Source organism: Variovorax sp. GW821-FHT09D05, from assembly GCF_059416325.1.
The window spans coordinates 491,589-511,275 of the sequence record NZ_JBWKOZ010000001.1; the positions used below are offsets into that span (position 1 = coordinate 491,589).

19 protein-coding genes are annotated in these 19,687 nt (G+C 64.6%); 13 read left to right on the forward strand and 6 right to left on the reverse strand.

Features of this window, described 5'->3' with window-relative positions; all coding sequences use genetic code 11:
* Positions 1 to 33 precede the first annotated feature (33 nt).
* Positions 34 to 459 (reverse strand): DUF3619 family protein, encoded by a 426-nt coding sequence (locus AC07O3_RS02325; RefSeq protein WP_440534276.1) that lies wholly within the window; start codon positions 457 to 459, stop codon positions 34 to 36.
* Positions 456 to 1,022 (reverse strand): RNA polymerase sigma factor, encoded by a 567-nt coding sequence (locus tag AC07O3_RS02330; RefSeq protein WP_093054421.1) that lies wholly within the window; start codon positions 1,020 to 1,022, stop codon positions 456 to 458. Before AC07O3_RS02330 ends, AC07O3_RS02325 begins: the two co-directional genes overlap by 4 nt.
* 282 nt (positions 1,023 to 1,304) lie before the next feature.
* Here AC07O3_RS02330 and AC07O3_RS02335 point away from each other — a divergent pair, with 282 nt between their 5' ends.
* The 8 genes from AC07O3_RS02335 (at position 1,305) to AC07O3_RS02370 (ending at position 10,908) form a co-directional block, all read left to right on the forward strand.
* A complete protein-coding gene (locus tag AC07O3_RS02335; protein WP_440534277.1) occupies positions 1,305 to 3,089 on the forward strand; it encodes an acetolactate synthase 3 catalytic subunit in 1,785 nt (594 codons plus the stop codon).
* Positions 3,090 to 3,193: 104 nt separating this feature from the next.
* Entirely contained in the window at positions 3,194 to 3,685 is a 492-nt protein-coding gene (ilvN, locus tag AC07O3_RS02340) for an acetolactate synthase small subunit (protein WP_007834236.1), read from the forward strand.
* Between the two features lie 53 nt (positions 3,686 to 3,738).
* Positions 3,739 to 3,999 carry a DUF4282 domain-containing protein gene (locus AC07O3_RS02345; protein WP_093054426.1) on the forward strand — a complete coding sequence of 87 codons (261 nt, stop codon included), beginning with the start codon at positions 3,739 to 3,741 and terminating at the stop codon, positions 3,997 to 3,999.
* A gap of 50 nt (positions 4,000 to 4,049) precedes the next feature.
* Positions 4,050 to 5,066, forward strand: coding sequence for a ketol-acid reductoisomerase (gene ilvC, locus AC07O3_RS02350; RefSeq protein WP_093054428.1), 1,017 nt, complete (start codon positions 4,050 to 4,052; stop codon positions 5,064 to 5,066).
* 183 nt (positions 5,067 to 5,249) lie between these two features.
* Positions 5,250 to 6,074: a CDP-diacylglycerol--serine O-phosphatidyltransferase gene (gene pssA, locus AC07O3_RS02355; RefSeq protein ID WP_093054430.1), complete on the forward strand. Its 825-nt coding sequence runs from the start codon at positions 5,250 to 5,252 to the stop codon at positions 6,072 to 6,074.
* A gap of 187 nt (positions 6,075 to 6,261) precedes the next feature.
* Positions 6,262 to 7,965, forward strand: coding sequence for a 2-isopropylmalate synthase (gene leuA, locus AC07O3_RS02360; RefSeq protein ID WP_093054924.1), 1,704 nt, complete (start codon positions 6,262 to 6,264; stop codon positions 7,963 to 7,965).
* 57 nt (positions 7,966 to 8,022) lie between these two features.
* A complete protein-coding gene (locus tag AC07O3_RS02365; RefSeq protein ID WP_093054432.1) occupies positions 8,023 to 9,561 on the forward strand; it encodes a 2-isopropylmalate synthase in 1,539 nt (512 codons plus the stop codon).
* A 117-nt stretch (positions 9,562 to 9,678) separates the two neighbouring features.
* Positions 9,679 to 10,908, forward strand: coding sequence for a serine hydrolase (locus AC07O3_RS02370; RefSeq protein WP_495338485.1), 1,230 nt, complete (start codon positions 9,679 to 9,681; stop codon positions 10,906 to 10,908).
* A 71-nt stretch (positions 10,909 to 10,979) separates the two neighbouring features.
* Here AC07O3_RS02370 and AC07O3_RS02375 read toward each other — a convergent pair whose 3' ends face one another.
* The 3 genes from AC07O3_RS02375 to aat are packed head-to-tail and all read right to left on the reverse strand — an operon-like array spanning position 10,980 to position 13,339.
* Complete coding sequence (locus tag AC07O3_RS02375; RefSeq protein WP_093054436.1) at positions 10,980 to 11,807, reverse strand: IclR family transcriptional regulator; 828 nt, start codon at positions 11,805 to 11,807, stop codon at positions 10,980 to 10,982.
* Between the two features lie 30 nt (positions 11,808 to 11,837).
* Positions 11,838 to 12,587, reverse strand: a complete 750-nt coding sequence (locus AC07O3_RS02380) for an arginyltransferase (protein ID WP_093074879.1) — start codon at positions 12,585 to 12,587, stop codon at positions 11,838 to 11,840.
* The gene (gene aat, locus AC07O3_RS02385; RefSeq protein WP_495338486.1) at positions 12,584 to 13,339 is read right to left on the reverse strand and encodes a leucyl/phenylalanyl-tRNA--protein transferase; all 756 of its coding nucleotides are present in this window, start codon (positions 13,337 to 13,339) and stop codon (positions 12,584 to 12,586) included. The genes AC07O3_RS02380 and aat overlap by 4 nt, the downstream gene beginning before the upstream one ends.
* 207 nt (positions 13,340 to 13,546) lie before the next feature.
* Here aat and AC07O3_RS02390 point away from each other — a divergent pair, with 207 nt between their 5' ends.
* From AC07O3_RS02390 to AC07O3_RS02405, 4 genes are read left to right on the forward strand one after another with little or no spacing between them, the layout of a single operon-like run.
* A complete protein-coding gene (locus AC07O3_RS02390) occupies positions 13,547 to 15,877 on the forward strand; it encodes a xanthine dehydrogenase family protein molybdopterin-binding subunit (RefSeq protein WP_093054442.1) in 2,331 nt (776 codons plus the stop codon).
* A gap of 34 nt (positions 15,878 to 15,911) precedes the next feature.
* Positions 15,912 to 16,826: an AraC family transcriptional regulator gene (locus AC07O3_RS02395; protein ID WP_495338487.1), complete on the forward strand. Its 915-nt coding sequence runs from the start codon at positions 15,912 to 15,914 to the stop codon at positions 16,824 to 16,826.
* Positions 16,805 to 17,164 carry a VOC family protein gene (locus AC07O3_RS02400; RefSeq protein ID WP_495338488.1) on the forward strand — a complete coding sequence of 120 codons (360 nt, stop codon included), beginning with the start codon at positions 16,805 to 16,807 and terminating at the stop codon, positions 17,162 to 17,164. Before AC07O3_RS02395 ends, AC07O3_RS02400 begins: the two co-directional genes overlap by 22 nt.
* Positions 17,165 to 17,177: 13 nt before the next feature.
* Positions 17,178 to 17,594: an SRPBCC family protein gene (locus AC07O3_RS02405; RefSeq protein ID WP_495338489.1), complete on the forward strand. Its 417-nt coding sequence runs from the start codon at positions 17,178 to 17,180 to the stop codon at positions 17,592 to 17,594.
* Here AC07O3_RS02405 and pobA read toward each other — a convergent pair.
* The gene (gene pobA, locus AC07O3_RS02410) at positions 17,591 to 18,772 is read right to left on the reverse strand and encodes a 4-hydroxybenzoate 3-monooxygenase (RefSeq protein WP_495338490.1); all 1,182 of its coding nucleotides are present in this window, start codon (positions 18,770 to 18,772) and stop codon (positions 17,591 to 17,593) included. The genes AC07O3_RS02405 and pobA overlap by 4 nt on opposite strands.
* 141 nt (positions 18,773 to 18,913) lie before the next feature.
* Here pobA and AC07O3_RS02415 point away from each other — a divergent pair, with 141 nt between their 5' ends.
* Positions 18,914 to 19,684 (forward strand): IclR family transcriptional regulator domain-containing protein, encoded by a 771-nt coding sequence (locus AC07O3_RS02415; protein ID WP_093054457.1) that lies wholly within the window; start codon positions 18,914 to 18,916, stop codon positions 19,682 to 19,684.
* Positions 19,685 to 19,687: the final 3 nt, after the last annotated feature.

Genomic DNA, 19,687 nt, shown 5'->3' on the forward strand with positions numbered 1-19,687 from the left:
GGTGGAGCGGCGTCGCATTCGGTCGATGAAAAATCAGTCGGAGGCGCTGTCGGCCTTCAGGAATTGGGCAAAGCCGGGGTCGGTGTAGGCAGCGGGCGGCAGGTCGCCCGTCAGCAGCGCGGAATCCACTTCGGCCAGCTCGCTGGCGCGATCGTCGTCCTGCATCACGCTGATGGTGATCAGGCCGGCCACGAGCGCAATCAACGGCACCACGGAGCCGATGCGGGTCCACCAGCTTCCACCCAGTGTGAGCGTGTGGCCCGACTGCACCACCACAGGCGCAGTCCGCAACTGCGGAGGCTGCTTGCGCGCGGCCACAGCTTGCGCTCGCGCCACGCGCAGCCGCTCGCCGATGTCGTGCGGCAGCTCTCGATTGCCGGCCGAAAGGCGGGCAACCAGACGCTGGCCGAACTGGTCTTCGGCGGTGGTGGATGTTGAGGTTGGAACCTTAGTGTTCATAGCGATATTCCCTTGGCCTTGAGCGCCTTGCTCAGAGCGTGAACGGCTCGCGAGCAATGGGTTTTGACGCTGCCCTCGGAGCAGCCCATCGCAGCGGCCGTCTCTGCGACGTCCATTTCCTCCCAGTAACGCATCAGGAAAGCCTCGCGTTGACGGCCCGGCAGTGCTGCGATCTGTTCCTCGATCTCGTGGAAGACCTGGGCGCGGCGGGTCGTGTCTTCGGCGCTCTCCGATTCCCTAGAGTCGGTCGGCGAGACGAAGTTCTCCAGCAGGTCGAAATCTCCGTCGTCGTCGACCGAGTCGAAATCGCTGAGGTTGGAGAAAAGGGCGCGCCGGGTTTTCTGGCGGCGGAACCAGTCGAGCGTGCAGTTCGACAGGATGCGCTGGAACAGCATCGGCAGTTCGGCCGCGGGCTTGTCGCCGTAGTGCTGCGCCAGCTTCATCATGCTGTCCTGCACGATATCGAGGGCCGCTTCTTCATCCCGCACGTGGTAGACCGAGCGCTTGAAAGCGCGTCGTTCAACGCTTTTCAGGAAGTCGGAGAGTTCTTGTTCAGTGGCCAAGCGAGAGGGGGCGCGCAGAGCACGCCGCGTGGGGAAGAGGGTCTAGCGATCGCGTATGTTTACCGCCGCGGATTATGCCTTTGTAGCTTTACAAGGCAGCTGAAGCGAATCTGAACGCCCGGAAATGTCATAATCCGCCCTGCAAGTCAAAAGGCAAACGGGTCACGGTCCGGCGGAACATCAGTCCGCTCATGGCTTTGGCCTCAAGTCCTGGCGCGACCTCACAAGGGTTGGCAAGGGGCACCCAAGGTATTTCGTTCCCGAAATAAACAAAGGTTGATCATGGAAATCTCCAAGGCGGAAATCGCTTCCGCAGCAGCCGCGTCCTCAGGCGCCGGCAACCCGACGCAAGAACTCATGGGCGCTGAAGTGCTGGTCAAGGCACTGCAGGCCGAAGGCGTCCAGTACGTCTGGGGCTACCCCGGCGGCGCGGTTCTCTACATCTACGACGCGTTCTACAAGCAGGACACCATCCAGCATGTGCTGGTGCGCCACGAGCAGGCCGCCGTTCACGCGGCCGACGGCTATGCGCGCGCCACCGGCGAAGTCGGTGTGGCGCTGGTCACTTCCGGTCCCGGCCTGACCAATGCGGTCACCGGCATCGCGACGGCGTACATGGACTCCATCCCGATGGTGATCATCTCGGGCCAGGTGCCAACGGCTGCCATCGGCCTTGACGCCTTCCAGGAATGCGACACGGTCGGCATCACCCGCCCCATCGTCAAGCACAACTTCCTCGTCAAGGATCCGAAGGATCTGGCCATGACGATGAAGAAGGCCTTCCACATCGCACGCAGCGGCCGTCCGGGCCCCGTGGTGGTGGACGTGCCCAAGGACGTTTCGTTCAAGAAAGTCCCTTACACGGGCTATCCCGACAAGGTCGAGATGCGCTCGTACAACCCGGTGCGCAAGGGCCACGGCGGCCAGATCCGCAAGGCGCTGCAGCTGCTGTTGGCTGCCAAGCGTCCGTACATCTACACCGGCGGCGGCGTGTTGCTGGGCAACGCCTGCAACGAACTGCGCACGCTGGTCGACATGCTCGGCTACCCGGTCACCAACACGCTGATGGGCCTGGGCGCCTATCCGGCGAGCGACCGCAAGTTCCTGGGCATGCTGGGCATGCACGGCACCATCGAAGCCAACAACGCGATGCAGAACTGCGACGTGCTGCTGGCCGTGGGGGCGCGCTTCGACGACCGCGTGATCGGCAATCCCAAGCACTTCGCGCAGAACGAACGCAAGATCATCCACATCGACATCGACCCGTCGAGCATCTCCAAGCGCGTGAAGGTCGACATCCCGATCGTCGGCGACGTGAAGGACGTGCTCACCGAGCTGATCTCGATGATCCGCGAGAGCACCACCAAGCCCGATGCCGGCGCTCTATCCGACTGGTGGAAGACCATCGAGGCCTGGCGCTCGCGCGACTGCCTGAAGTACGACCGCGGCAACAAGGACGTGATCAAGCCGCAGTACGTGGTCGAGACCCTCTGGAACATGACCAAGGACGCCGACGCGTATATCACGTCGGACGTGGGGCAGCACCAGATGTGGGCTGCCCAGTACTACCGCTTCGACGAGCCACGCCGCTGGATCAACTCGGGCGGCCTGGGCACCATGGGCGTGGGCATTCCCTACGCCATGGGCATCAAGCTCGCGAAGCCCGATTCGGAAGTGTTCACCATCACCGGCGAAGGCTCGGTGCAGATGTGCATCCAGGAACTCTCCACCTGCCTGCAATACAACACGCCGATCAAGATCTGCTCGCTCAACAACCGCTACCTGGGCATGGTGCGCCAGTGGCAGGAGATCGAATACTCCGGCCGCTACAGCCACAGCTACATGGATGCACTGCCCAACTTCGTGAAGCTCGCCGAGGCCTATGGCCACGTCGGCATGCTGATCGAGCGTCCACAAGACGTGGAGCCCGCGCTGCGCGAAGCACGCAAGCTCAAGGACCGCACGGTGTTCATGGACTTCCGCACCGACCCCACCGAAAACGTGTTCCCGATGGTGAAGGCCGGCATGGGCATCACCGAAATGCTGTTGGGTTCCGAAGATCTCTGATCCGCGGAACATTCGCTCAACTCTTTACTGACGAATCTATTGCTCGCCGAGCCCGCGCATTACCGTGCGCGGGGGAGGGCGGCGAAAAGAGGAGTCACGCAAACATGAAACACATCATTGCAGTGCTGCTGGAAAACGAGCCGGGTGCTCTTTCCCGCGTGGTGGGCCTTTTCTCGGCCCGCGGCTACAACATCGAATCGCTCACGGTGGCGCCCACGGAGGACGCAAGCCTCTCGCGCATGACCATCGTCACCACCGGTTCCGACGACGTGATCGAGCAGATCACCAAGCACCTGAACCGCCTGATCGAAGTGGTGAAGGTCGTCGACCTGACCGAAGGCGCCTACACCGAACGCGAACTCATGATGGTGAAGGTGCGCGCGGTCGGCAAGGAGCGCGAGGAAATGATGCGCATGGCAGAAATCTTCCGCGGCCGCATCATCGACGTGACCGACAAGAGCTACACCATTGAACTCACCGGCGACCACGGCAAGAACGACGCTTTTCTTGAAGCGATCGAACGTAGCGCTATCCTCGAGACAGTCCGTACCGGTGCCAGCGGCATCGGGCGCGGCGAGCGCATCCTGCGCGTGTAGGAGGGTGAAAGCGCCCTCAGTTCATACGTTCATCCACACATGAGGCAAGAGTGATGCGAGGTCTGCTCGGTTTCGACAAGATGGTGACCCCGGCGATCGTCCGGGGGCTCTACTTTCTCGGCCTGCTGGGTGTGATCGTCCTGGCGGTGGCGGCGCTGTACCAGCGCCAGTACCTGCCGGCTTTCACGGTCCTGATCTTCGGCACCATCGGCGTTCGCATCTACAGTGAATTGCTCATCGTGCTGTTCCGCATCCACGACAGCCTCGTGTCCATCAACCAGCAAATGAAGGACCGGAATTCCTCCGGCCTCTGAGTGAAATGCATCCCGCTACGGATGCTCGAGATTTTTTAGGAGAGATACACATGAAGGTTTACTACGACAAAGACGCGGACCTGAGCCTCATCAAGGGCAAGACGGTGGCAATCATCGGTTATGGCTCGCAAGGCCATGCGCACGCGCAGAACCTGAACGACAGCGGCGTCAAGGTCGTGGTCGGCCTGCGCAAGGGTGGTGCTTCGTGGCCCAAGGTCGAGAAGGCCGGCCTGAAGGTCGCTGAAGTCGCCGACGCCGTGAAGGCCGCCGACGTCGTGATGATCCTGCTGCCCGACGAGCAGATCGCCAACGTCTACAAGAACGACGTCGCGCCGAACATCAAGGAAGGCGCTTCGCTGGTCTTCGCGCACGGCTTCAACGTGCACTACGGCTTCGTCCAGCCCCGCGCCGACCTCGACGTGTGGATGGTCGCTCCCAAGGCCCCTGGCCACACCGTGCGCAGCACGTACACCCAAGGTGGCGGCGTGCCCCACCTCGTGGCCGTGCACCAGGACAAGACCGGCAAGGCGCGTGACCTCGCGCTGAGCTACGCCACCGCCAACGGCGGCGGCAAGGCCGGCATCATCGAGACCAACTTCCGCGAAGAAACCGAGACCGACCTGTTCGGCGAACAAGCGGTTCTGTGCGGCGGCACGGTCGAGCTGATCAAGGCTGGTTTCGAAACGCTGGTGGAAGCCGGCTACGCGCCCGAAATGGCGTACTTCGAATGCCTGCACGAACTGAAGCTGATCGTCGACCTGATCTATGAAGGCGGCATCGCCAACATGAATTACTCGATCTCGAACAACGCCGAATACGGCGAGTACGTCACCGGCCCGCGCGTCGTGACCGAAGAGACCAAGAAGGTCATGAAGCAAGTGCTGAAGGACATCCAGACCGGCGAATACGCCAAGAGCTTCGTGCTGGAAAACGCTGCCGGCGCTCCGACGCTGATCAGCCGCCGCCGCCTGAACTCCGAGCACCAGATCGAAGTCGTCGGCGAAAAGCTGCGCGCGATGATGCCCTGGATCAAGAAGAACAAGCTGGTCGACCAGACCCGCAACTGATCTGCGGACCACGAGGGTGCTTCGGCACCCGTTTCCCAAGGGCCACCCGTTGCGGTGGCCCTTTTGTTTGACGGGGGCGACACAGCCCCTGAACTACACTGCGAGCCATGCGATTCAAAGATCAAGATGCTATCGAATGGATAGCTGCTCGCGCAGTGCCCATGAGGGACGGAGGCAAATTCAATGCATGACGACACGCTCCCCGACGATGTGCAGCCGCGCAAACGCCGCAAAGGCATCTACATCCTGCCGAACCTGTTCACGCTGGCGGCGCTGTTCGGCGGGTTCTATTCTGTCGTGATGGCCATGAATGCGCGCTTCGACCTCGCGGCGCTCGGTGTGTTCGCCGCGATGGTGCTCGACAGCCTGGATGGGCGCGTGGCCCGAATGACGAATACACAGAGCGCGTTCGGCGAGCAGATGGATTCGCTGTCCGACATGGTGTCGTTCGGTGCGGCGCCCGCGCTCATCGCCTACGAATGGTCGCTCAAGGGCCTGGGCCGTTGGGGCTGGATTGCGGCCTTCGTGTACTGCGCCTGCGCGGCGCTGCGGCTCGCGCGCTTCAACGTCAACACCGGCGTGGTCGACAAGCGCTGGTTCCAGGGCCTGCCGTCGCCCGCGGCCGCTGCGCTCGTGGCGGGCTTCATCTGGCTTGTGAACGAGTGGGGCAAGCGCGGCGGCGAGGTGCTGTATCTCTCGTGGACGCAGATCACCTGGGTCACTTTCGGCTTCACGCTGTACGCGGGTCTCACGATGGTCACCAACGCGCCGTTCTACAGCTTCAAGGACATCCAGATGAAGAAGAGCGTGCCTTTCGCGGTGATCGTGCTGATCGCGCTGGGCATTGCCGTCATCAACATCCATCCGCCGACTGTGCTGTTCAGCCTGTTCGTCATCTACGGCCTGAGCGGCTACGTGGTCTATGCGTGGCGCAAGGCCAAGGGTCAGCCGGTCAGTGTGATCAGCACCTCGACGGAAGAACCCGACGAACGGGGTCTGCACAACTGACCCGGTGGCTTGTGCTACATTCGCAACCCTCATGACCAAGATTTCGCTGCTGGCCCTACTAGCCCTCCCTCACGGGCGGAGACGGTAGCGCACGCGCAAATCCCTCACCACGGCCCGTTCGCACCAGCAACGGGCCGTTTGTTTTTGGGGTTGCTGGTTGATCACCAACCATCTCAGAGAAATCGACATGCTCAAGCAACCTCAAAGCAAATACCGCGCATTCGCCCCGATCGGCCTCAAGGACCGCACCTGGCCCGATGCCGTGCTGACCAAGGCGCCGATCTGGCTGTCGACCGACCTGCGCGATGGCAACCAGGCGTTGGTCGAGCCCATGGACATCGCGCGCAAGATGCGCATGTTCGAGACCCTCGTGGCCATCGGCTTCAAGGAAATCGAAGTCGGCTTTCCCTCGGCTTCGCAGGTCGAATTCGACTTCGTGCGCAAGCTCATCGAGGAAGACCGCATTCCCGACGACGTGACGATCCAGGTGCTGACGCAGGCGCGCGACCATCTCATTGCTCGCACTTTTGAATCGCTGCAGGGTGCTCCGCGCGCCATCGTGCACCTCTACAACGCCGTCGCGCCGGTGATGCGCCGCGTGGTGCTCAACATGGACGAAGACCAGATCGTCGAACTCGCGAGCAGCCATGCGCGCATGTTCAACGAGTTCGCTGCCAAGCAGCCGAACACGCAGTGGACCTTCCAGTACTCGCCTGAAATGTTCTCGGGCACCGACGTCGTGTTCTCGAAGCGCGTGGTCGATGCGGTGACCGAGGTCTGGGCACCGACACCTCAGCGCAAGTGCATCGTCAACCTGCCGACCACGGTCGAGCATTCCACGCCGAACATCTTTGCGGACATGATCGAGTGGATGCACCGTAACCTCGCGCGCCGCGACTCCATCGTGCTTTGCGTGCACCCGCACAACGACCGCGGCACCGGCACCGCCGCCGGTGAACTGGCCTTGATGGCCGGCGCCGAGCGCATCGAAGGCTGCCTGTTCGGCAATGGCGAGCGCACCGGCAACCTCGACCTTGTGAACGTTGCGCTCAACCTCTACACGCAGGGCGTTTCGCCCGAGCTCGATTTTTCGAACATCGACGAGATCCGCGCCACGGTCGAGCATTGCAACCAGATCCCGGTACATCCGCGCCATCCGTATGTAGGTGACCTCGTCTACACCTCGTTCTCGGGCTCGCACCAGGATGCGATCAAGAAGGCCTTCGCCGCGCGCAAGGAAGGCGACATCTGGGACATGCCCTACCTCCCCATCGACCCGAAGGACGTGGGCCGCAGCTATGAAGCCGTGATCCGCGTGAACAGCCAGTCCGGCAAGGGCGGCATGGCTTATCTGCTCGAGAGCGAATACGGCATCGAGATGCCGCGCCGCCTGCAGATGGAGTTCATGCAGACCGTGCAGCGCGTGATGGACGTCGCCGGCAAGGAGCTTACGGCCGCTGACCTCTGGCAGCTGTTCGTGCGCGAGTACGGCATCGAAACCGCGCAGTCTTTGCAGAATCGCGTGATCGAGGAAGAGGGCGAGGGCGCCAACGCTTCCGTGGTTCTGCGCGGCGATCTGCCGTGGGATGCTGAAGTCCACGCCATCGAAGGCCGCGGCAATGGCCCCATCGACGCCTTCACGCAGGCCCTGAGCAAGGCCACCGGCCACACGGTGCGCGTGATGGACTACCACCAGCACGCCATCGGCGCAGGTGCCGACGCCAAGGCGGTGGCCTATCTGGAACTGCGCGTCGACGAAAGCCAGACGCTGTTCGGCGTGGGCATCGATGCGAACGTGATCACGGCGTCGCTGAAAGCGATTGTTTCGGGTGTGCAGCGTGCACGGACCCGGGGCGCGCACGGAGCACAATCAGCGGTTGAAGTCGCCTGACGCTGCCGCGCCGACCTTGGTCGGGTGCGCGTGGGGGATGAACAACGGAGACCCACGATGACCGACCAACTTATTATTTTCGACACCACTCTGCGCGACGGCGAGCAATCGCCCGGCGCCTCGATGACGCGCGACGAGAAACTGCGTATTGCCAAGCTGCTGGAGCGGCTGAAGGTCGACGTCATCGAGGCTGGCTTTCCCGCCAGCTCGAACGGCGACTTCGAGGCCGTGAAGGCGATTGCCAATGCCATCAAGGACTCGACGGTGTGTGGCCTCTCGCGTGCCAACGACCGCGACATCGCGCGCGCGGCCGAAGCCCTGAAGGGCGCGGCCCGCGGGCGCATCCACACCTTCATCGCAACGTCGCCGCTTCACATGGAAAAGAAGCTGCGCATGTCGCCCGACGAGGTGCATGAACAGGCCAAGCTGGCCGTGCGCTTCGCGCGCAACCAGATGGCCGACGTGGAGTTCAGCCCCGAAGACGGCTATCGCAGCGACCCGGACTTCCTGTGCCGCGTGCTCGAAACAGTGATCAACGAGGGTGCCACCACCATCAACGTGCCCGACACCGTCGGCTACGCCATTCCCGAGCTCTACGGCAACTTCATCAAGATGCTGCGCGAGCGCATTCCCAACAGCGACAAGGCGATCTGGTCGGTGCATTGCCACAACGACCTCGGCATGGCCGTGGCCAACTCGCTGGCCGGCGTGAAGATCGGCGGCGCGCGCCAGGTCGAATGCACCATCAACGGCCTGGGCGAGCGCGCGGGCAACTGCTCTCTCGAAGAAGTCGTCATGGCGGTGAAGACCCGCAAGGACTACTTCGGGCTCGACCTCAGGATCGACACGCAGCACATCGTGGCCGCGAGCCGCATGGTCAGCCAGACCACCGGCTTCGTGGTGCAGCCCAACAAGGCGGTGGTGGGCGCCAATGCCTTCGCGCACGCCTCGGGCATTCACCAGGATGGCGTGCTCAAGGCGCGCGACACCTACGAGATCATGCGTGCCGAGGATGTGGGCTGGACGGCCAACAAGATCGTGCTGGGCAAGCTCAGCGGCCGCAATGCCTTCAAGCAGCGCCTGCAGGAGTTGGGCGTGACCATGGCCAGCGAAGGCGACATCAACGCCGCGTTCCTGCGCTTCAAGGAGTTGGCCGACCGCAAGTCCGAAATTTTCGACGAGGACATCCTCGCGCTCGTCAGCGCGGAAGAGGTGTCGAACGTTGGTGAGCAGTTTGCTTTCGTCTCTCTCTCCCAGCACAGCGAAACCGGCGAGCGCCCCCAGGCGAAGGTCGTGTTCACCGTCCAGGGCAAGGAAGTCACCGGCGAATCCGACGGGAATGGCCCGGTTGATGCTTCCCTGAAGGCCATCGAGTCGCATGTCAAGAGCGGCGCCGAGATGGTTCTTTACTCTGTAAATGCCATCAGCGGCTCGACGGAAAGCCAAGGAGAAGTTACAGTCCGGTTACAAAACGCAGGGCGGGTGGTCAACGGTGTGGGTGCAGACCCGGACATCGTGGTTGCTTCGGCAAAGGCTTATTTGAGTGCGCTCAATAAGTTACAGAGCCAAGCTGAGAGAGTTGCGGCACAAGGTTAGGTTTTCGGGCGATCCTTGGTATTCGATTGAAGAAGAGGATGCAAGTAACTGATATTGCGTGCTTTTTTTGATTTGGATACACTGCGGTCCTCGTTTGTCGCCGCTGGAGATTTATTAATGCCCGAAGCCCGTCTACGCCGAGTTTCCAGCCAGCGGTTTCTACCCGCGTTCAAATTCATCGCCGTCGCGCTGTGCGCCACGGCGTTTTTGCTGCCTGGCGCCCAGGCAGCCAAGAAAGAAAAGCCCGCTGCCGCCAAGACCACAGTCGCCAAGAAGGCGAAGGGTCCGGTGCCGGTCGAGGTAAAGCGCAACGCCGCTTCGTCCAAAACCGCGCGCGGTCCTGTGCCCGTTGTCGTCGCCAAGCGCGGCGGCCGTGCCGAGAAGAGTGAGCGCGCCGAGAACGTCGTTCGCGGTGGCCGCAATGTCGTAGCCACCATCCACAAGAGAAATGGCAAGACCGTGGTGGCCGTGCAGCGCCGCTCGGTGGTTCGCGTCGTCGAGGCGCCCCCGCGCCAATCCTTCGGCCAGATGGCTGGCCTGCATGGCACCGAAGACGTACTCGACCTGAAGTCGAGCGTCGCGCTGGTCATCGACCAGGACACGCACGAAGTGCTGTTCAGCAAGAACGACCACGCCGTGCTGCCGATCGCGTCGCTCACCAAGCTCATGACCGGCCTGCTCATCAGCGAAGCCCATCTTCCGAACGACGAGCTCATCACCATCACGCAGGACGACGTCGACACCGAAAAGCGCAGCAGCTCGCGCCTGACGGTCGGCACCACGCTGTCGCGCGGCGAACTGCTGCACCTGGCGCTGATGTCGAGCGAAAACCGCGCCGCGCATGCGCTGGGCCGGACCTACCCGGGTGGCCTGACGACCTTCGTGAGCATCATGAACGCCAAGGCCAAGATGCTCGGCATGAAGGACACGCGCTACGTCGAGCCCACCGGCCTGTCGAGCAGCAACCAGTCGAGCGCGCAAGATCTGGCGCTGCTGGTCAATGCCGCCTATTCCGATGCCACGGTACGTTCGCTGTCCACCTCGCCGGAATACCAGGTCGAAGTCGGCAACCGCGTGCTGCAGTTCAACACCACCAATCGCCTCGTGAAGAGCCCCGATTGGGAAATCGGCGTGCAGAAGACGGGCTACATCTCTGAGGCCGGCCAATGCCTTGTGATGCAGGCGAAGGTCGCCGGGCGCAAGCTGATCATGGTGTTCCTGGATTCGGCCGGCAAGTTCAGCCGCATTGCAGATGCCGAGCGGGTTCGCCGCTGGGTTGAGGCTACGCATTCCGTCGGTTCGCCGGCAGCTTCGTCGCGCAATGCTGCGTATCAGGTCGCGGGCTGATCGGGTAACCGCAGGCTGTAACGAAAACAGGCCCTTCACAGGGCCTGTTTGCTTTTGGGGATAGGCCCGGGTCAGGCGCCTGCTGGCGGCGTGCTGCCCGAAGGCGACGGCGTCGCAGCCGTGCCGTCCTTGAATCCCAGCGCCCCCGAGATTTCATTGGCCGTGGCCTGCAGCTTGGGTAGCCAGCCTTCGTCCAGCCGGTCGGCCGGTGCGGAGATCGACAGGCCCGCCACCAGCTTGCCCTGGTCGTCGTAGATGCCGGCGGCCATGCAGCGCACGCCCAGCTCCAGTTCTTCGTTATCGCGGGCAATGCCGTACTGGCGCGCCTTCGACAGTTCGCGCTCCAGTGCCGGCAACTGGGTGATGCTGTTGCGCGTATGGCCGGCCAGACCTGTGCGCGTGGCGTAGCTGCGCACGCGCTGCGGATCGTCCGCAGCCAGGAAGAGCTTGCCCGTCGAGGTGAGGTGCAGGGCGGCGCGGCCGCCGATGGCGCGCACCACCTGCATGCCCGAGCGCTCGCTGTAGGAGCGCTCGATGTACACGATCTCGTCGCCCTGGCGCATGCTCAGGTTGACGGGCTGCTGCGTCAGCTTGTGCAGCTCGCGCATCGGGCCCAGGGCAGCGTCGCGCACGTTGAGCCGGCCCTTGACCAGGTTGCCCAGTTCCAGCAGGCGCATGCCCAGCCGGTAGCTGCCGGCTTCGGGCCGATCGACAAAGCGACCAACCGCCAGGTCGTTCAGGATGCGGTGCGTGGTCGACGGATGGAGCCCGGTTTTTTCGCTGATCTCCTTCAGCGAAATGGCCTCCTCGCGGGATGCCAGGACATCGATCAGCGCGAACATGCGCTCGATCACCTGGATCACGGGGACGGCGGGAATGTCGGATTGGTTTTTTCTCATGGCGCTTTGCGGTGATGACCGGGCGCCATTTTACCTTGTGAAATTACCCGGCGCCTGCCAATGTCCGTCTACCAACACTTCGTGCGGGGAGAAGCGCGCCTTGTAGTTCATCTTCGGGCTGTGCTCGATCCAGTACCCGAGGTAGACGTGCGGCAGGCCCAGCTTGCGGGCCTGTTCGATCTGCCACAGCACGCTGTAGGTGCCGTAGCCCGCGCTGGTCTCGGGTTCGTAGAAGGTGTAGACGGCCGAGATGCCGTCGTTCAGTACATCGAGGATCGACACCATCTTGAGTGCACCGGCACTGCCGTCGGGCAGCGTTTCGCGGAACTCCACCAGCCGCGAGTTGACCCGGCTCTGCAGCAGGAACTGCGTGTACTGGTCGATGCTGTCGTGGTCCATGCCACCGCCTGCGTGGCGGCCGTTCTGGTAGCGCAGGTAGAGCTGGTAGTGCTCGGGCATGAAGCACAGCTTGAGCACGCGCGCCTGCAGGTCGGCATGCTGCTTCACCGCACGCCGCTGGCTTCGCGTGGGACGGAAGTCGTTGGCCAGCACGCGCAGCGGGATGCACGCGCGGCAGCCGTCGCAATAGGGCCGGTAGGTGAACATGCCGCTGCGCCGGAACCCACTGAGCACCAGGTCGGAATAAGCGTCGTTGTGGATCAGGTGGCTGGGCGTGGCCACTTGCGAGCGGGCCTGCCGGTCCGGCAGATAGCTGCAGGGGTAGGGCGCCGTCGCGTAGAACTGCAGCGTGTGAAGCGGGAGGTCCTTGAGGTGCGTCACGTCGGGGAAAGAGGTCGCGCGGAAAGGAGTTCGGACCAGTATACGGGGTCGAATCGCCACCGTGGGCCCTCTTGTTGTCGCGCCCTGGCCACGTGCGCGACGAAGCGTTTGCGCGCCATCTCGTGGGCGCCGAGGCTTGCGAGGTGGGCGGTGTTCTGCTGGCAGTCGATCATCTGCACGCCGGAATGCCGGCACAGTGACACCAGCGCGGCCAGCGCAATCTTCGAAGCGTCCGGCCGGCGGGTGAACATCGACTCGCCGAACACCGCGCGGCCCAGCGAAACGCAGTAAAGCCCGCCCGCGAGTTCGCCGTCGATCCAGGTTTCGACACTGTGGGCATGGCCGGCGCGGTGCAAATTCGTATAGGCCTGCACCATGTCCGGCACGATCCACGTGCCTGACTGGCCCACGCGCGGAGAGCCCGAACAAGCCTTGATGACGGCCGCGAAATCGTGGTCGATGCGCACCTCGCAACCCGACGTCTGTGCAAAGCGCGTCAGGGTCTTGCGAAGCGAGCGATGCAGCTTGAACTGCGCCACCTGCAGCACCATGCGAGGGTCCGGGCTCCACCAGAGGATCGGCTGGTCCTCGCTGAACCAAGGAAAGACGCAGTTGCCATAAGCCTGCATCAAAGTATCGACATCGAGTGCGCCACCGGCCGCCAGCAGGCCGGGTACGGGGTCGGCCATACCCCAGGCCGATGCAGGATCGGGCAGGGCATCTCCAGGTTCGAGCCAGGGCAGTTGTCGCATGGGCGTAGGTATACACGGCTTCGCAAATTCCACTCCAGTTGGGCGAAAATCGCACACAGCCGACACCGCCACAAGGGTTCGGCTCACACGCCACGGCACCACAAAACCCGCCGGAAACCCTATAGTGCGCAGCTTGCATTCGCAGACCCACGCAAATCAGGCAGGCCCGCACATACGCCGGGGATGAGCACAAGAGGACCACGTACGTTGACCACTGAACCCAATCCCACGCGCTTCGGCAGCGGCCAGGCGGTGCGCCGCCTCGAAGACGAAAGCCTGCTGTCAGGCGCCGGCCGCTACACCGACGACGTCACGCTCCCCGATCAGGCGCATCTCGTTTTCCTCCGATCCTCCTACCCGCACGCACGTATTGTCTCGATCGACACCAGTGCCGCCGCCGCCATGCCCGGCGTGCTGCGCGTGATCACGGGCGCGGAAATGGCCCAGGCCGGCGTCAAGCCCATGCCGGGCGCCGCGGGCTTCAAGCGCGCAGACGGCAGCGACAGCGCCAGCCCGCCGCGCTACGCCATCGCGCATGAGCGCACGCGCTTCGTCGGCGAGGCAGTGGCCGCCGTGGTGGCCGACACGGTGCAGCAGGCCCGCGATGCGGCCGAAGCCATCGTGGTCGACTACGAAGACCTGCCCATGGTGGTCGATCTCGCAAGCGCCACCGCCGATGGCGCGCCGCAGTTGTGTGAAGAAGCCTCCGGCAACGTCGCCGCCGAAATGCGCCACGGCAGCAGCGAGGCCGCGATCGCCGCCTTCGCCAAGGCCAGCCATGTGGTTGCGCTCGACGTGAACAACCAGCGCGTGGTCGCCCTCACGATCGAGCCGCGCTCCGTGCTCGCGGTGCGCGACGGCGAAACCGGCCGCCTCATGATCCGCATGAGCACGCAGATGCCCTCCGGCGTTCGCGATTCCGTCTGCGCCGCCATCGGCCTTGCCAAGGAAAAGGTGCGCGTGGTGGTGGGCGACGTCGGCGGAGGCTTCGGCATGAAGACCGGCGCTTATCCCGAAGACATCGCCGTCGCCTTCGCCGCGCTGCAAGTCAGCCGGCCGGTGAAGTGGGTGGCCGACCGCAGCGAGGAATTTCTCTCGAGCGCACACGGCCGCGACATCGAGGCGCGTGCCGAAATGGCACTCGACGCCAGCGGCAAGATCCTGGCCCTGCGCATCAAGACCCTTGCCAACGTGGGCGCGTACGCCACCGGCACCGGCGTCGCGATCCAGCTGCTGATCGGCCCCTGGGTGCAGACCAGCGTCTACGACATCCAGACCATCGACTTCCATTTCAAGGCGGTGCTCACCAACACCGCGCCCACCGGCGCCTACCGCGGCGCTGGCCGCCCTGAGGCCATCTTCACCATCGAGCGGCTGATGGACGAGGCCGCGCGCCAGACCGGCATCGACCGCATCGTGCTGCGCCGCCGCAATTTCATCCGCCCCGAGCAGATGCCGTACAAGAACCCGATGGCGCAGACCTACGACACCGGCAACTTCGAGTCGGTGATGGACCAGGCGCTGACGCTCGCCGACTGGCAGGGCTTCGAGACCCGCGCGGCCGAGTCGGCCAGCAAGGGCAAGCACCGCGGCCTGGGCATTGCCACGTTCCTCGAATGGACCGGCGGCAACGTGTTCGAAGAGCGCGTCACGGTCTCGGTGCAGGCAGATGGCGTGATCGAGGTGTTCTCCGCCGTCAATGCCATGGGGCAGGGCATTGCCACCTCGCTGGCCCAGTTGGCCGTCGATGCCTTCGGCGTGCCCATCGAGAAGGTGCGCGTGGTGCTTGGCGACACCGATCGCGGCGACGGCTTCGGCAGCGCCGGCTCGCGCTCGCTGTTCACCGGCGGCTCGGCCGTGCGCATCGGCGCCGAGCGCACCATCGACAAGGCGCGCGAACTGGCCGCGCAGGAGTTCGAAGCTTCCATCGACGACATCGTGTACAGCCGCGGCGTCTTCAACGTGGCTGGCACTGACCTCGAACTCGACCTCTTCGCGCTCGCCGCCAAGCAGCCCGAGCGCGAAATCTTCGTCGACTCCACCAGCACCGTGGCCGGCCCGACCTGGCCCAACGGCTGCCACATCTGCGAGATCGAGATCGATCCGCCCACCGGCGAAATCAGCGTGGTGGCCTACAGCTCGGTCAACGACGTGGGCCGCGTCATCAACCCGATGATCGTGCGCGGCCAGCTCGAAGGCGGTGCGGTGCAGGGCATCGGGCAGGCGCTGTACGAGCAGGTGGTGTACGACCACGAAACCGGCCAGCCCGTCACCGGCAGCCTGATGGACTACGCGGCCCCGCGCGCCGACATCGTCGACACCATGTTCAACATGGAGATGGACGAATCGACGCCATGCAAGAACAACCCGCTGGGCGTGAAGGGCGTGGGCGAGCTCGGCACCATCGGCGCCACACCGGCCATCGTGAATGCGGTGGCCGACGCCTTCGCGCGCAACGGCCTGGCCACGCGCGCTCCGCGCCTGCACATGCCGCTGAGCCCTGCACGCGTCTGGCAGGCCATGCAAACGGTCGATTGAGCAATCGTTTCCGTGGGACAGAAAGGCGCCGGCCATGCTCGTCACCACCGAACTGCAGACCGACCCGATCCGCGTCTCCAGCTACCGCTGCGACGCGGGCCCCGACGCGCAGCCCTTCACCGAGCTGCACGAGGGCTATTCGGTCTCGTATGTGCGCAAGGGCAGCTTCGGCTACCGCACGCGCGGCCATGCCTACGAGCTGGTCGCCGGTTCGGTGTTGGTCGGTTGCCCGGGCGATGAGTACGTCTGCACGCACGATCACCACGTGTGCGGCGACGAGTGCCTGGCCTTTCACCTTTCGCCGGGTTTTGTCGACCTGATCGGCGGCGACCGGAAGACCTGGCGCACCGGCGGCTTGCCACCCTTGGCCGAGCTCGTGGTCATCGGCGAGCTCGCGCAGGCCGCGGCCGATGGCCAGAGCGACGTGGGCCTGGATGAACTGGGCATGTGGTTCGCGAGCCGTTTCGTCGAAGTCGTGTCCGATCAGACCAAGCCCAAGACCGCGCCCGTCGCTGTGGCACGTGATCGCCGCCGCGCGGTCGATGCCGCGATGTGGATCGACGCCCACTCGCAGCACGACATAGGCCTCGACGGCGCGGCTGCCGAGGCTGGCCTGAGCTCCTTCCATTTCCTGCGGCTGTTCTCGCAGGTGCTGGGCGTCACGCCGCACCAGTACCTCGTGCGCTCGCGCCTCCGGCATGCCGCGCGCCTGCTGGCCGACGACGACAGCCGGCCCGTGACCGAGGTCGCGCTCGACGTGGGCTTTGCCGACCTCAGCAATTTCGTGCGCACCTTTCACCGCGCCGCTGGTGTATCGCCGGGCAGCTTCCGCAAGGCGGCACAGGGCGACCGCAAGATTTTCCAAGACCGCATTGCCGCGCTCTTCCATGATGACCGCCTGATCCATCCATCGAGCAGGAAGCCATCATGTACGACCACATCGAACTGAAAGTCAAAGACCTCGCCGCGAGCCGCCGCTTCTACGAGGCCGCGCTCGCGCCGCTCGGCCATGTGCCGGGCCCGCATGACGACAGCTATGCGGGCATCGGCCCGGCTGACGAGCCCGCACTGTGGCTCTACGCGGCCAAGGGCGCGAAAGGGCCCGGCACCCACATCGCCTTCCGCGCGCCGAACCACGAGGCCGTGGCCGCCTTTCACAAGGCTGGCCTGAAAGCAGGCGGCACCGACAACGGCGGCGCGGGCCCGCGGCCGGACTACAGCCCGACCTACTACGCGGCCTTTCTCATCGATCCCGACGGCAACAACGTCGAAGCTGTCTGCCCCTGAAGCGAGGTTTGCCATGGCCACGGTCTACAAGGAATTCATCGTCGAAGCTGATGCAGCCCATGTGTGGGATGCGCTGCGCGACTTCAGCGCGGTGCATACGCGGCTCGCGCCGGGCTTTCTCACCGGCTGCACGATCGACGCCGAGGGTGCCCGCATCCTCACCTTCGCCAACGGGCTTGTCGCGCGCGAGGTGCTGGTAGGCATCGACGACGCTCATCGCCGGTTGGCCTACACCGTCACCGGCGGACAGGCCACGCATCACCACGCAACGGCGCAGGTGTTCGAGGAAGGTGCGGGCCGTTCGCGCTTCGTCTGGATCACCGACGTGCTGCCCGACGCCATGGCGGCGTACATCGGGCCGATGATGGAGCAGGGCGGTGCGGCCATGAAGGCCACGCTCGAAGGGCGTACCGTTTCGGCGGCCGCCTAGAAGTCTTCCAGCGGCAGGCCGACGTAGTTCTCCGCCAGCGCGGTGGAGGCAGCGGTCGAATGCACCAGGTAGTCGAGTTCGGCCTCCTGGATCTTCTGGCCGAAGGCGCCCGTTTCCGGAAATTGGTGCATCAGCGAGGTGAACCACCACGAGAAGCGCTCGGCCTTCCAGACGCGGCGCAGGCAGAGGTCGGAGTAGCGGTCCAGCGCCGAGGCTGATTTCTCGCTGTAGAAGATCTCGAAAGCGCGCGAGAGATAGCCCACGTCGGCAGTCGCCAGGTTCAGCCCCTTGGCGCCCGTCGGCGGCACGATGTGCGCCGCATCGCCAGCCAGGAACAGCGAGCCGAAGCGCATCGGCTCGGCGACGAAGCTGCGCAGCGGTGCAATGCTCTTTTCGAGCGAGGCCCCCGTCACCAGCCGTTCGCGCGCTTCGGGGTCGAGGCGCGCGCGCAGTTCGTTCCAGAAGGCCTCGTCGCTCCAGTTCTCCACGCGCTCTTCGGTGGGCACCTGCACGTAGTAGCGGCTGCGCGTGGCGCTGCGCATGCTGCACAGCGCGAAGCCGCGTTCGGTATTGGCGTAGATCAGCTCGTGCGACACCGGCGGCACGTCGGCCAGCACGCCGAGCCAGCCGAAGGGGTAGACCTTCTCGTAGGTGTGGATCGCATCGGCCGGCACGCTCGCGCGGCTCACGCCGTGGTAGCCGTCGCAGCCGGCGATGAAGTCGCATTCGATCTCGTGCGTCTGGCCGTCTTTCTCGTACCGCACGCGCGGCTTGCCCGAATCGAAGTCATGCAGGCTGACATTCGCCGCGCTGTAGATGGTGGTGAGCCCCTCGGCCGTGCGCGCTTCCATCAGGTCGCGCGTCACTTCGGTCTGGCCGTACACCGTGACCTGCTTGCCGCCCGTGAGGCCGTGCATGTCGATGCGGTGGCGTGCCCCCTTGAACAGCAGCTCGATGCCCTCGTGCGGCAGCCCTTCGGCCTTGGCACGGGCGTCGACGCCGGCACGCGCCAGCAGGTCCATCGTGACCTGTTCCAGCACGCCGGCGCGGATGCGGCCCAGCACATAGTCGCCGCTCTGGCGTTCGACGATGACGTTGTCGATGCCAGCCTTGTGCAGAAGCTGCCCGAGCAGTAGGCCGGCGGGGCCGGCGCCGATGATCGCGACCTGGGTGCGCATGTTCGTGTCTCCGAGAGGGTTTCGTGGAGCGTAGGCCGCATGCGGGCGTCTGTGGCGGTGGCTCGCGAGGCTCTGTGCGATCATGCGAACGCGTGCGCGATGATCGCGCAACACTTCGACCGGACGACGAACCACCGACGCATGACCATCGCCAAAGCCGACTTCATCGAGGGCATCGCCAAGGGGATGGCGGTGCTCGAAAGCTTCGACACCGAGCGCCAGCGCCTCAACGCCACGCTGGCCGCCGAGCGTGCGGGCCTCACGCGCGCAGCGGCCCGCCGGCATCTGCTGACGCTGGCTCACCTGGGCTATCTGGAAACCGACGGCAGCTATTTCTGGATGGCGCCGAAGGTGCTGCGCTTCTCGGGCAGCTATCTCGCATCGTCGCGCCTGCCGCGCGCGTTGCAGCCCACGCTGAACCGGCTCGCTGCGCAGACCGGCGAGTCGTTCTCGGCGGTGGTGCTCGACGGGGAAGAGGTGGTCATCGTCGCGCGCAGCGGCAGCTACGGCACGCCAACGCGCGTGCTGGCCTATGGCCTGCACCTCGGTGCACGGCTACCTGCGCATGCCACCTCCACCGGCCGTGTCCTGCTGGCGGCGCTGGCGCCGACCCAGTTCACGCAATGGCTCAAGGGCCGTCACCTTGCGCGGCTCACGCCCAACACAGTGACGCAGGCACGCGGCCTGCGGCAGCTGATTGCCCGCGCGCGCAAGGACGACTATTGTTTTGCCAGCGAGGAGCACGAGCTCGGCGTGCAGGCGCTGGCGGTGCCGCTGCGCGACATGCAGGGCCACACGGTGGCCGCGCTCAATGTGGTGCTGTCGGGTACGCGCTATCAGGAAGAGACCCTGCAGCGGGACATGCTGCCACTGCTCTTCGAGGCCGCACGCGAAGTCCGCTCGTTGCTCTGATCT